This window comes from Lacinutrix himadriensis, assembly GCF_001418105.1.
Lineage (GTDB): Bacteria > Bacteroidota > Bacteroidia > Flavobacteriales > Flavobacteriaceae > Oceanihabitans > Oceanihabitans himadriense.
The window spans coordinates 665,213-678,499 of sequence record NZ_LIQI01000022.1 but is presented as its reverse complement, the minus strand read 5'-3'; the positions used below and the strand labels follow the sequence as shown (position 1 = coordinate 678,499).

Sequence of the window (13,287 nt, the reverse complement as noted above, 5' to 3'; positions counted from 1 at the left end):
ATTAATTAAGTAAAGATCTAAATTGTTTCAATTTACCGCTTTTAGATCGTTCGATTTTATCGTGTCTTTCAAAGATAATATTTAAACCTTTTTCAAGGTAGTTATCCATTTCGGTTTTAATGTTTTTTATTTTTGCTTCCGAAATATCTTCCGCACTAGCATAAATAATTTTGAAAGTATCTATTTTCTGCTGTTCAATAATAAACTCTTTTATGGTACTATCGTCTTCAATAATACTTTTGGTAATGTAGTAAAAAGTTAAGCCTGCTGCCTTTTTTCCGCTAGGTAAAATAGCGATATCATTGGTTCTTCCTATTAGTTTTTCAAGAATAGGTTTTTGTAAGGTGCTGCTTTTACTAAGTACGCCAATATCGCCAATATCATAACGTATAAAAGGATGTGCTTTGTTATACAGTGAGGTAATTACAATTCTGCCTTCTTCACCAAAAGGTAAAATGTTGTCCTGCTTGTCCAGGATTTCTACAAAAATGGTTTCGCTATTTACTTGCCAAATATTTTGCGGATTTTGAAATGCAATTAAGTCTAATTCAGAGGCGCCATATTCATTAATTATAGGAACATTAAATTGCTTTTCTAGAAGTTTTTTATCGTCTTCAAAAAGCATTTCAGAAGTGACAACACAAGCATTTAGTGTAGGGCAAACCGTTTTTAGAATAATATTTTTTTTCTGAAGATATTTAGCAAATTGCACAATGGCACTGGTGTAACCATTAATATAATCAAAACGTGTTGTATGAAATGTCGTTACACATTTTTCAAAAGCGGCATCGCTTAAATCGAAAACCGAAAACCGAAAACGTTTCCCTAAAAAATCTTTAAAACGTTCTTTATAATACCCCACTTTATCTAACGGAATACCATAAAATCGAGCTTGTTTAGAAGTATTAAAATCGATACCAAACCAACCAAACCTGTTTTTTATTACCGACCAAGTTAGTGCATGGCAAAATTTATCTTTAGCAAAAACAAAAGGATCTCCAGAAGAGCCGGAAGTTTTATTCACATATACGTTTTTAGTAGTAAACCCTTTAGAAAGTCTAGCGTTTAAAGGTTGCTGTAAATCGCTTTTTGTCATTACAGGAATGTTTTTCCAGTCTGTAATAGTAGCATTTTTAGCAATTTCTTGATAAAACGAATTGTTTTGTAAGTGATAATTAAAAATATCCTTTTTTTTCTGAAGTAGATAAGTCTCAAAATCGGCTTCGTTTTTAGCCTGAATATTTTCTAAAACACGAGAAGCCTTCTTTATAGGAAAGCCGTTTAGTTTTAAAGAAAGATTGAATAAATGCAAACGAAAAGATATTTTTGTAAAGTAAATAAAAAATATTCGTGTATTCGACGCATTAGTTTTATTTTTGAGCAAACAAAATACAACATGACTATTTTAATTCTTGGTTCTGGCGGAAGAGAACATACTTTTGCTTGGAAAATATCACAAAGCCCTTTATGTAAAAACCTTTATGTAGCTCCTGGTAATTCTGGAACAGCAGAAATCGCTACCAATGTGGATATTGGGGTAACCGATTTTCAATCGATTAAAGCGCTGGTTTTAGAAAAAGAGGTGAATATGGTTGTGGTAGGACCAGAAGATCCTCTAGTGCAAGGTATTCATGATTTCTTTTTGCAAGACGAAGCCTTAAAGCATGTTGCAGTTATTGGACCAGAAAAAGCCGCGGCAGAGTTAGAAGGAAGTAAAGAATTTGCTAAAGAGTTTTTATACAGACATAATATTCCAACTGCAGCTTACCAGAGTTTTAATGCAAGTAATGTGGAAGAAGGATATGCTTTTTTAGAAACGTTAAATCCTCCTTATGTTTTAAAAGCAGACGGATTAGCAGCTGGAAAAGGGGTTTTAATCTTAAATGATTTAGACGAAGCGAAAGCCGAATTAAAAAGCATGTTAGTAGATGCTAAGTTTGGTGCAGCAAGTAACAAAGTAGTTATTGAAGAGTTTTTAGACGGAATAGAATTAAGCTGTTTTGTTTTAAGTGACGGAAAAAACTACAAAATTTTACCTACAGCAAAGGATTATAAAAGAATTGGCGAAGGAGATACCGGATTAAATACAGGTGGAATGGGAGCAATCTCTCCAGTACCTTTTGCTACCGAAGAATTTTTAAATAAAATTGAAGAACGCATTGTAAAACCTACAATTTCTGGTTTACAAAAAGATAACTTACCTTATAAAGGTTTTGTGTTTATTGGTATCATTAAAGTTGGTGACGATCCAAAAGTTATAGAGTATAATGTAAGAATGGGAGATCCGGAAACCGAAGTGGTTTTACCAAGACTTAAAAATGATTTAGTAGAAATTTTTCAAGCCATAGCGAATCAGACTTTAGATCAAATAGAAATTGAAATAGATGAGCGTGCAGCAACAACAGTGATGTTAGTTTCTGGTGGTTACCCAGAAGCATATGAAAAAGGAAAAGAAATCACTGGAGTGAAAAACATAACGGAATCTTTAGCTTTTCATGCAGGAGCAAAATTAGATGGAGATAAAATTGTAACTTCTGGAGGACGTGTTATGGCAATTACAAGCTATGGAAATACCTACCAAGAAGCCATAAAAAAATCTTACCAAAGTATAGAAAAACTACATTTTGATAAGATGAATTATCGTAAAGACATTGGTTTTGATCTGTAATTCTTATAAATAAGAATGTGCAGAAACAGTTTTATTTTCTTCGTTGTTTTTATCAAATGATCTTAATTGAAGCATCCAGTAAACCATTGCTACAAATCCAATAAGAATAAAAATCCAAGAAATAATATTTGCTGCAAACCAGTTTTCAAGTTCTAAGTTTTTAATTGCATCTAAAGGAACAAATAAAACATTTACAAATAGGTCTTGTATTGCGTTAAAGAAATCTTTCATAATAGTAATAATAGTATATTTACAATACAAAAGTACAAAAAGAGTTAATGATTACAAGTATTTTTAGTAAATCTAAGCCAATAAATTTTTTAATCGTTTTTGTAATTACTGCTTTGGCGTTTTTAAGCGTTAAATTAAAGTATACACAAGGGCCTGTTACTAGCGTGTTTGTTATGCAACAACTAGTAACTTTTATGGTTTCTTATTTCTCCATTTTACTATTAAATTTTATTGTAACTAAAAATGAATTAACTCTAAAAAGTAATATTGAAATAATATTATTTAGCCTTTTCTTATTACTAATACCAGAATCATTAATTAGTTCTAGAGTGATTTGGGCTAACTTTTTTATTCTTTTTGCCTTAAGAAGACTAATAAGTTTAAGAACTAAAAAAGATATAAAAAGTAAACTGTTTGATGCTGCTTTTTGTATTGCTGTTGCTTCTTTATTCTATTTTTGGGCTATTTTGTTTCTTTTCTTAATCCCATTGGTATTACTGTTTCATTCTAGTGATAATATAAGACATTGGCTAACACCTGGTGTTGGCGTTGCTACCGTTTTTATATTATGTATAAGTGCATCTATAATAATTAATAATACCTATTTAAGTTTTTTTAATAGTAATTACGAAACAGGATTAGACTTTAATAGCTATAACACCTTACAGTTTTTGGTAGCTTTAACATTGCTGTTTTCCTTTGGGTTTTGGTCAGTTTTCTATTATTTAAAAAACTTTAGAAAGAAAATTAGAACCATAAGACCAGCTTTTAAAACAATTTTGGCAACGTTAATAATCGCTTTTATACTCTTTGTAATTGCGCCAAATAAGAACGGAAGTGAGCTTTTATTCTTATTTGCACCTTTAGCAATAATTATTACTAATTATATTGAAACCATTAATGAGAAATGGTTTAAAGAAGTATTTTTTGGTGTTTTATTAATTGCTCCGTTTGTGATGTTAGTGTTGCACTTTTTTTCCAAAAGCTAAATCACCAGCATCCCCTAAACCAGGAACTATATATCCTTTGTCGCTTAATTCTGGATCAATAGTACCAATCCATAAATGTGTGTCTTCGCTAAAATTTTCATTTATAAAATCTACACCTTCTTGTGCGCCAATTACACTTACTAAGTGTACGTTTTTTGGTTTTCCAAAAGGTTTTAGAGCTTCAAAAGTAGCAAGCATCGATTGTCCTGTTGCTAACATAGGATCTGCAAGAATAAGGGTTTTGTTTTCTAAGCTTGGGCAAGCTAAATATTCTACTACAATTTCAAAACTATCCGGATCTTCTTTATGGTGTCTATATGCAGAAATAAATGCATTTTCTGCATCATCAAAATAATTTAATAAACCATTATGTAATGGTACTCCAGCCCTTAAAATAGAACATAAAACAATGTCATTATTAAGTAATTCCATTTTACAATTACCCAAAGGAGTTTCAATGGTTGTTGTATTATATTGTAGAGATTTACTCATTTCATAACCCAAAATTTCACCAATACGCTCTATGTTTCGTCTAAAACGCATGCTGTCTTTTTGAATTTTTATATCTCTTATTTCAGAAATAAAAGAGTTTAATATGGAATTCTCTTCTGCTAGATTAAATATTTTCATGGGATAAAAATAAGAATAAATTAAATAGTAAGATTACGGGTTTTGCCGATTTTTTATGAGTTTTATCTAAAAAAACTGTAAATATTTAAAAAAACTTCGGATAGTTGTATTTTGTATTATATTTGATTCCCCTCAAAAAAAATCTACTAGAAATTTCGTGCCTGTTTTATGTTATAGTATGCTATAATTTAAACATAAAACTAACTAACATGAAATTAAAAATTACAATTCTAGCCTTTTTGGCTTTAGCTTTTGGTTTTCAGACCATACAAGCTAATGCTCCTTTAAGTATTGATGGGGAAGCTGCAACTGTAATGATGACTACCGAAGACAATTCATTAATTGTTTCTGCAGGATGTCACATTTACACAGTAAATATGCAGACTTATCAAGCTACATTACTAACATCATCTCCTTATGTATCCGAGATAAACTCCTTAGCTGTAGATGCTAGTACAGGATGGGTTTTTTACGTTAGTAATCAGGCTTCTAAATACAACTGGACCGTTTATGGTTATAATGTATATGCGAATACACATAAATCTTTTGGCGATATTAAATCTTATTTTACTTCAAGCGGACATGCATATTCATCTAGAGGTTTAGGTTCTGGAGGCGCAACTTTTTATAATGGGAAACTTTACTTTGCTATGGAGTATCCTTCAAATTGCTATAACTATAGAACTTCAAGTGGTATAGTAAATGTAAAGGACGAATTAAAAAGAGAATTAGAAAGCGTTAAGATTAATAAAGGTTCTCTTATAAACACTGCTTCCGAAATGAGTACGGGAAGATCAGGATCTACGGAAACGTTGCCTACTGCAGATGTTAATGAAACTAAAAGTCTAAAAACGGAAGACAACTATAATTTACGTGATTATGTTTCAGAATCTAGCTTAATGGACAATACGGGTTCATCAACAGGATCTTCAACAGGTTCTTTAACAGATTCTAATAGAGGTGTTTCGCAACGTGGACATAGCAATTATAGTAGTTATAATAATAAGATTTACTTGCTAGAGGTTTGCTTTAGTAACCTTTCAGATTTTAGTGGAGATTCTTCTAGTATATCTAACGCTAGTCCGAAATACGACAACGACGGGCATTCTAGTTTTATATATAAAGGAGAGCTTGGGGATATAGCTGTAAGTGATGACGGAGAAATTTATGCGGTTACAACGTATCAAATTCAGCATTTTGATTTTAATACCAATGCTTTCAATTGGGCAAATAACGAAGATGTTTATGCGCAAATAGCTAAAGATAAAAACAGTAATTTTCATTTACTTAAAAATAAGAAAACGTGTTCTCATTATGGGTCTTGTTATTCTAGTTGTACTAGAAAAAGTTATGTACAAAGCTATACACAACCATCCCAATTACAAACGTATAATGATATTCAATTAGGAAGTTTAATTGAAATTCAGGGTTTATCAGCAGAAGATCAAGGTAAAATTACCGATGCTGCAGATTATTTAAACCTAGTTGTAGATGTTGAAGTTTCTTATAATTTAGAAGGAACTATTTTTGACGATGATAACCAAAATGGAACACAAGAAACGGAAGAAACTAATCTAGAGGATGTAATAGTGACTTTATATGCAGACACTAATAATAATGGTGTTTTAGATACAGGTGACCAAGAATTAGCAGTTGCTTCATCCGATGCCAATGGTTATTATAACTTTACAAATATCTCGGAAGAAGATATACTTGTAATTGTAACAGTGCCGGAAGATACAGAGGCCAACACCTACCAAGCAACGACCAATGAAGTTATCGTAATTACAGCAACGGAAGATGTTTCTGGAGTGGATTTCGGAATTAACGAAAATAACATAATTAACTATGCTATTGAAGGAGTTGTATTTGATGATGATAATGCTAATGGCCTTTATGAGACAGAAGAGGCGTATTTAAACAACATTCCTGTTATTTTATATAATGATATTAATAACAATGGCGCTTTAGATGTTGATGACTTAGTATTAGAAGAAACAACTACGGATGAAAATGGTTATTATGCTTTTACCGAAGTAAGCTATTATAGCGTATTAGTTGAAGTAATTGCACCAGAAGACACAGCAGATAATATATATACATTAACAACAGATGAGGTTGTTGTTATTCATTCCGATGAAGATGTATCTGGAGTTGATTTTGGTATCAACGAAGAAGAAATTTTAATGTATACTATTTCTGGTGTAGTATGGGATGACAATAATAGAGATGGTGTGCAAGATGCAACAGAAACACCTTTACCATCTATTATTGTTAATTTATATAATGATAATAATGAAAACGGAATTTTAGATGCTGGAGATGAATATGTAAGTACGCAATTTACGTCTTATTCAAACCCTAATTACACATTTACTAATGTTACAGCAGGTAGCAAAATAGTATATGCAGTAACGCCTCAAAACGTTCCACCATTCTTGTTTTATACTACTACTTTCGATTTAGATGATGCGACTGTTAATCCAGATGGTTTTTATGGTTTTAATTTACAAGAAACTACAGAAGGAGTTGATTTTGGTATAGATAAAATTTTTGGTAACTCAAAAGTAGCAGCAGACGAAGGAAAAGACAAAGGGAAATCTGACGAAGCATTAATTGACGATACGCTAATAAGAGAGTTTGCACAAAACAGTCAAGATTTAGATGCAGAATCTTTAGAGTTATATAATAGTGTGAAATTATATCCTAATCCTTCTACGAAATACATTTTTGTAAAATCAGATATACTAGATGCCAACACTGTTATTAAAGTTTACAGTATTACTGGTAAGTTAATTATAACAAAAGATTACAGTACAGCGTCTAATTTAAGTGAAGTAAAACTTGACTTAGAACAATTAAGCGCTGGATTATATCTTGCAAAAATTTTAACTAAGGATAATAAAACCATAGTTAAAAGGTTTGTTAAACAATAATTAATCAAATTTAATTGAATTCCAAAAAGCCGCTTTTAGCGGCTTTTTTGGTTTCAAAAATGTATATTTGTAATCAAATAAATTAAAATATGTTTTCAGAAAAAGCCAATAAAATATTTCAAGACGTAATTAATACCTATCACGTTTTAAATACTGTAGATCAACCTTTCACTAATATTTATAATAAAGAAACCAATTTATTAGAACATTTATTATACAGAAAATGTTGGATAGATACGGTACAATGGCACTATGAAGACATCATTAGAGATCCACAAATAGACCCTGTTGCTGCTTTAGCATTGAAACGTCAAATTGATGCTTCTAACCAAGACAGAACAGATATGGTAGAGTATATTGATAGTTATTTTTTAGAAAAAAATAAAAGCGTTTCTGTAAAAGAGAATGCTACTATTAATACCGAAAGTCCAGCTTGGGGAGTAGATAGATTATCTATTTTAGCTTTAAAAGTATATCACATGCATGAAGAAGCAACTCGTACAAACGCTACAGATACGCATAAAGCAGCTTGTCAAAAGAAATTAGACATCTTATTAGAGCAACGTGTAGATTTATCAACAGCAATAGATACCTTGTTAAAGGATATCGCAAATGGAGATAAATACATGAAAGTGTACAAGCAAATGAAAATGTATAATGACGATGAGCTAAACCCAGTTTTACGTTCACAGAAGTAATACATAATTTTTCATTACAAGAAACTCCTTCCCTTTTTTTAAGGAAAGGTGGATTTCAATTTATTAAAAAATTGAAAGACGCAAAGGTTTTATGAATACACAAAAACATATTTTAGTCATTCGTCTCTCTGCAATGGGAGACGTTGCTATGACTGTTCCTGTTTTAAGAGCATTTACACAGCAGCATCCAGGAGTGAAAATCACCGTTTTAACACGTGCGTTTTTTACGCCTTTTTTTAGAGACTTAGACAACGTTACTGTTTTTCCTATAGATTTAAAAGGAAGGCATAAAGGTGTTTTCGGACTTTTTAAACTTTCAAAAGAATTAAAAAAACTACATATTGATGCCGTTGCCGATTTGCATAACGTATTGCGAACTAAGATTTTAAAAGTCTTTTTCTTCGGAATAAAATACATGCAAATAAATAAAGGTAGAGCAGAAAAGAAAGCACTAGTTTCTGGTAAAGTGTTCCAGCAGCTAAAAACATCACAGGAGCGATATGCAGATGTTTTTAAAGCGCTAGGTTTACCTGTAGACATAAGTAATCCAACCTTTCCAAAAACCGTTAAGCTTCAAGATAAAACACTTTCTAAAACAGGAGGTAAAACCAAAAAGTGGATAGGTATTGCGCCTTTTGCAGCCTTTAAAAGTAAAATGTATCCTTTAGATGCTATGCAAGTAGTTATTGAAGCACTTTCTAAAACGCATACTGTTTTTCTTTTTGGAGGAAAACAAGATATTCAAGAGTTACAGGCTTTACAGATAAATAAGAACGTGGTTAATTTAGCCGGACAATTAAGTTTAAACGAAGAGTTAGACGTTATTTCTAATTTAGACGTCATGTTGTCTATGGATTCTGGCAATGCACACATTGCAGCAATGCTTGGCAAAAAAGCAGTTACCATTTGGGGAGTTACACATCCTTTTGCAGGGTTCTCACCTTTTAATCAACCAGAAAATTACGCGTTATTAGCAGATAAAAAACAGTTTCCTTTAATACCAACTTCTATCTATGGAAATAAGTTCCCTGAAGGATACGAAGAAGCTTCCAAAAGTGTTTCTACAAAAAAAATTATAGACACAATAAATGCTGTAATTTAAAAGGTGTAAGTAATTGTTGTATAGAATTTTAGGTGCTGAAATGAAAAACCCTACTCCAAGGAGTAGGGTTCATTTTAAACTTACCATAAAAAAAATAATCCCTAACTATTATCATTTATCGTTTAAAACTAGAACGAATATATTGGGTTTATTATTTAAAAAAAATAAACATCTAGGAAAAGATAATAAAATCGTTAAAGTGTATGTTTTTTGAGTTAAAACAAGATTTTCATCGATAAAATGTTAGCACAAGAATGATTTTAAATATTTTTTCACCGTTTATACATCATCGTAATCGACTGTAATTTTAGAGGTTGTTGGGTGTGCTTGACAGGTTAAAATTAAACCTTCTGCCAATTCACTAGCAGTTAAAATATTATTTTGTCTCATTTTTGCTTCTCCTTCCGTAATTTTCGCAATACAACTACTACAAATTCCGCCTTGACAAGAATATGGAGCGTCTAGATCTTTATCTAATGCAGCTTCAAGAATAGATTGTTTTTGCGACATAGTAAAGGTCGTTGTTTCATCATCTACAGTAATAGTAATTTCTGTTTCACCATTTGCAGTTTCTTCATTTATAACAGCAGGTTTTGCAGCTTTAAAAAGTTCAAAGTGTATGGTGTCTTCCGCTATATCATGTCCTGTTAAAACATCTTTAACAGTATGTATCATTGCTTCTGGTCCGCAAAGGTAAAAAGCATCTACATCAATATGCTTATGCTTATTTTTCATTACATAATTTACAGTACTTTTTTCAATCCTTCCAAAAATAGCATCTTCTTCATCTTCTTGACTAAAGACAAACTGTATAGAAAAGCGTTCTTTATAATTATGATGCAATGCTAATAATTCATTTAAAAACATCGTGTCTTTGGTGGTTTTGTTTCCGTAAACCAGAATTACTTTACTGTGTACTTCTTCTTCTAAAGCACATTTTATAATACTTAAAACAGGAGTAATCCCACTTCCGGCAGCAAATGCAGCGATATTTTTAGTTTTAGAATCGTTAGGTGTAAATACAAACCTTCCTTTTGGCGAAGCTACTTCTAAAGTGTCTCCAGCTTTTAAAGTGTTATTTGCATACGCAGAAAAAGTACCACCTTCTACTTCTTTTACTGCAACTTTTAATTCTCCACTTTTTGGCGAAGAGCATAAAGAGTAATCTCGTCTTACTTCATTGCCGTTAATAGTGGTTTTTACTGTTATATATTGTCCTGCTTTAAAAGCGAAAATTTCTTTTAAGTTTTCTGGTACATTAAAGGTTATAGTTACTGCTTTTTCAGTTTCTCTATGTATATCTTTAATGGTTAATTTATGAAATTGTGACATCTTTATTATTTTTTGTAAAAATAATGAAGCATTTTCGTTTTGCCTTTCTTTTATTCTAAAAATTATACCTAATTATCTTATACATAAGAAATTTATGTATATTTGATTTATGGCAAACAATAAATTATATAAAGGAAGTTTAATAACCATTATATTAAAGCTTCTGGATGAAGGAGGTAAGATGTATGGTTATGAAATCACGCAAAAAGTGAAAGTGATCACTAAAGGAAAATTAAAGATTACCGAAGGTGCTTTATATCCTGCTTTGCATAAATTAGAAGCAGATGGCATGTTAGATGTTGAGGTAGAAAAAGTAGATAATAGACTGCGAAAATACTATAAGCTAACAGAAAAAGGAAGTAAAGAAACCAATAGTAAATTGCAAGAGCTTCAGGATTATATTAAAACGATGCAGCTTCTAGTAAACCCTAAATTTAGTTTAGATTAATGAAAACAGCCAATAAAGAAAACATGTCGAAGAGCAAAAAAGTGGACAAAGAACAGCTTGACGATCTTTATCAATTCACCATAAAACATTTTGTAGAGCATTACGATTTGCAAACAGAATTAGTAGATCATCTGGCAAATGATATAGAATCTATTTGGGAAAAGAATCCTGATTTACCTTATGAAGATGCGCGAGATAAAGCTTTTAAAAAGTTTGGTGTTTTCGGATTTATGAATGCTGTTGAGCAACGTCAAAAAGCAATGCATAAAAGGTATTTAAAGTTTTTATGGACAGAGCTTAAGCAATGGTTTACTTTACCTAAAGCAATTAAAACGGCTGCCTTTTTTATAATAATCTATGTTGCTTTTACCTCTTCTTTATTCTCATATTTTATTTTTGCTTTTTATGGGGTAGTCTGTATTTGGTCTTTTGTTAAAAGTGTACAGCTTAAAAGACAGTTTAAAAGAAGAAAGGAAGTTTCTAATAAAAAATGGATGCTAGAAGAAATAATATTTAAACAAGCTGGAGGATCTGTACTATTATTAATGTCTCAATTGCCTTCTTTGTATAATCTTTCAGATAATTTATTTACCAATTTCTATTTTATTTTAGGCTTTTCTGTTTTTTCGACTTTATTTTTTCTTTGGCTATATATTAGCTTTTTAATATTGCCCCAAAAAGCGGAAGAGTTATTAAATAAAACCTATCCCGAATTCTGTGTGTAACATTTTTATACTTTTCACTACTAACATTTAAACCAAACCCAACCAAAATGATAAAACGTTTTTTAGATTTAGAATGGAAACAGTTTACTAGATCAGCAAGCTTTGGTAAAAGCGTAGCGCTAAAAATAGTAATGGCCTTTTTTGCCTTGTATTTTGTTGCCATGTTTTTAATCATGGGAATTGCAATGTATCCACTGCTTAAAAAAGTGTTTCCAGAAAGTGATCCTTTAATAATGTTTAACGGATTTATCTTCTTTTGGATTTTAGGCGATTTAGTAATCCGATTTTTCTTTCAAAAATTACCAGTAATGAGTGTGAAACCATTACTTACGCTTCCTATTAAAAGAGGTAAAGTGGTAAACTTCGTTTTAGGAAAATCTGCATTGTCCTTTTTTAATTTTCTGCCTTTATTTGCAATTATACCTTTTGGTGTTACGCTAATATTAAAAGATTATAACGTTTCTGTGGTTATCGTTTGGATGTTAACGATTGTGCTAATTACTCTTATTAATAATTTTTTAAATTTTATTATTGAAAGTCTATCTGCTAAAACAGAATTATCTTTTTTACCAATTATACTTTTTGCAGGATCTCTTTTTGCATTAAATCATTTTCAAATAATAAATATTGCCGAAGTTTTATCTAATGGTATTCAGGCTATTTCTAATAATCCGTTATTCCTAGTGGTTCCAATACTTGTTTTAATTGGTCTATACCTGTATAACTTTAAAATTCTTCGTGCTAAATTATTTTTAGACAGTTCCCTAAAATCTAAAACACAAGAGGTAAATGCTTCTAATCTAGAATGGACTAAAAAGTTTGGAGACATTGCACCTTTTATGCAATTAGATTTAAAATTACTTTGGCGTAATAAACGACCAAAATCCTCGGTTTGGATGTTGTTAATGGGACTTTTATATGGTTTGTTCTTTTATCCAAACCCTATGTATCAAGACAAAGAATTCTTATTTGCGTTTGTTGGTATTTTTGTAACCGGAATTTTTCTTATCAACTTCGGACAATTCATTCCTGCATGGGATAGTGGTTATTACAAAATGCTAATGAGTCAAAATATTAAATACAAACAATACTTAAAATCTAAATACACGTTAATGACTTTAAGTGTTATTATTTTATTTGTGTTAAGTATTCCTTACGTATACTTTGGTTGGAAAATTTTACTAGCACATTTTGCTGCAGCAGTTTATAATATTGGTGTAAACACCTACGTCATTTTATTAGGAGGTTCTTTCAATCGAAAAAAAATAGATTTAAACCAAAGAGCAGCGTTTAATTTTCAAGGTACTGGAGCGGTACAGTGGATTATTGGTTTTCCGTTAATGCTTTTACCAATGGGGATATTCGCTATTTTTAATTTTGCATTCAATTTCGAAATTGGTATTCTAGTACTTATCCTTTTAGGAGTAACCGGAATTATTTTCCATCAAAAAATAATGAAATTAATAACCAAGAGATATTTAGCTTCAAAATATAAAATGATTGCTGCTTTTGATCAAGACAACTAAAA

Annotated in this window: 12 protein-coding genes; 8 read left to right on the top strand and 4 right to left on the bottom strand. The window is 31.0% G+C overall.

Annotated elements, in window-relative coordinates; all coding sequences use genetic code 11:
• Position 1: 1 nt before the first annotated feature.
• Positions 2 to 1,312, bottom strand: coding sequence for a phenylacetate--CoA ligase family protein (locus AMD28_RS10615; protein WP_055444091.1), 1,311 nt, complete (start codon positions 1,310 to 1,312; stop codon positions 2 to 4).
• An 84-nt stretch (positions 1,313 to 1,396) separates the two neighbouring features.
• On the opposite strand from AMD28_RS10615, the gene purD reads away from it, so the two are divergent.
• Positions 1,397 to 2,668, top strand: a complete 1,272-nt coding sequence (gene purD / locus AMD28_RS10610; protein WP_055444367.1) for a phosphoribosylamine--glycine ligase — start codon at positions 1,397 to 1,399, stop codon at positions 2,666 to 2,668.
• Between the two features lie 3 nt (positions 2,669 to 2,671).
• On the opposite strand, the gene AMD28_RS10605 is transcribed toward purD, so the two are convergent.
• Positions 2,672 to 2,899: a DUF6341 family protein gene (locus tag AMD28_RS10605; RefSeq protein WP_055444090.1), complete on the bottom strand. Its 228-nt coding sequence runs from the start codon at positions 2,897 to 2,899 to the stop codon at positions 2,672 to 2,674.
• 47 nt (positions 2,900 to 2,946) lie between these two features.
• On the opposite strand from AMD28_RS10605, the gene AMD28_RS10600 reads away from it, so the two are divergent.
• Positions 2,947 to 3,888 carry a DUF6427 family protein gene (locus AMD28_RS10600; RefSeq protein ID WP_055444089.1) on the top strand — a complete coding sequence of 314 codons (942 nt, stop codon included), beginning with the start codon at positions 2,947 to 2,949 and terminating at the stop codon, positions 3,886 to 3,888.
• On the opposite strand, the gene upp is transcribed toward AMD28_RS10600, so the two are convergent.
• Positions 3,859 to 4,518 (bottom strand): uracil phosphoribosyltransferase, encoded by a 660-nt coding sequence (gene upp, locus AMD28_RS10595; RefSeq protein WP_055444088.1) that lies wholly within the window; start codon positions 4,516 to 4,518, stop codon positions 3,859 to 3,861. The genes AMD28_RS10600 and upp overlap by 30 nt on opposite strands.
• Positions 4,519 to 4,727: 209 nt before the next feature.
• On the opposite strand from upp, the gene AMD28_RS10590 reads away from it, so the two are divergent.
• The 3 genes from AMD28_RS10590 to AMD28_RS10580 all read left to right on the top strand — a co-directional run bounded on the left by AMD28_RS10590 (position 4,728) and on the right by AMD28_RS10580 (position 9,254).
• Positions 4,728 to 7,454 carry an SdrD B-like domain-containing protein gene (locus AMD28_RS10590; protein WP_055444087.1) on the top strand — a complete coding sequence of 909 codons (2,727 nt, stop codon included), beginning with the start codon at positions 4,728 to 4,730 and terminating at the stop codon, positions 7,452 to 7,454.
• A gap of 89 nt (positions 7,455 to 7,543) precedes the next feature.
• Entirely contained in the window at positions 7,544 to 8,152 is a 609-nt protein-coding gene (locus AMD28_RS10585; protein ID WP_055444086.1) for a DUF4254 domain-containing protein, read from the top strand.
• 91 nt (positions 8,153 to 8,243) lie between these two features.
• Positions 8,244 to 9,254, top strand: coding sequence for a glycosyltransferase family 9 protein (locus AMD28_RS10580; protein WP_241492481.1), 1,011 nt, complete (start codon positions 8,244 to 8,246; stop codon positions 9,252 to 9,254).
• Positions 9,255 to 9,533: 279 nt separating this feature from the next.
• On the opposite strand, the gene AMD28_RS10575 is transcribed toward AMD28_RS10580, so the two are convergent.
• Entirely contained in the window at positions 9,534 to 10,586 is a 1,053-nt protein-coding gene (locus AMD28_RS10575; protein WP_055444084.1) for a ferredoxin--NADP reductase, read from the bottom strand.
• A 109-nt stretch (positions 10,587 to 10,695) separates the two neighbouring features.
• On the opposite strand from AMD28_RS10575, the gene AMD28_RS10570 reads away from it, so the two are divergent.
• The 3 genes from AMD28_RS10570 to AMD28_RS10560 are packed head-to-tail and all read left to right on the top strand — an operon-like array spanning position 10,696 to position 13,285.
• Positions 10,696 to 11,034 (top strand): PadR family transcriptional regulator, encoded by a 339-nt coding sequence (locus tag AMD28_RS10570; RefSeq protein WP_055444083.1) that lies wholly within the window; start codon positions 10,696 to 10,698, stop codon positions 11,032 to 11,034.
• The gene (locus AMD28_RS10565) at positions 11,034 to 11,759 is read left to right on the top strand and encodes a hypothetical protein (protein ID WP_055444082.1); all 726 of its coding nucleotides are present in this window, start codon (positions 11,034 to 11,036) and stop codon (positions 11,757 to 11,759) included. Before AMD28_RS10570 ends, AMD28_RS10565 begins: the two co-directional genes overlap by 1 nt.
• Before the next feature lie 47 nt (positions 11,760 to 11,806).
• Complete coding sequence (locus tag AMD28_RS10560; protein WP_055444081.1) at positions 11,807 to 13,285, top strand: DUF5687 family protein; 1,479 nt, start codon at positions 11,807 to 11,809, stop codon at positions 13,283 to 13,285.
• Positions 13,286 to 13,287: the final 2 nt, after the last annotated feature.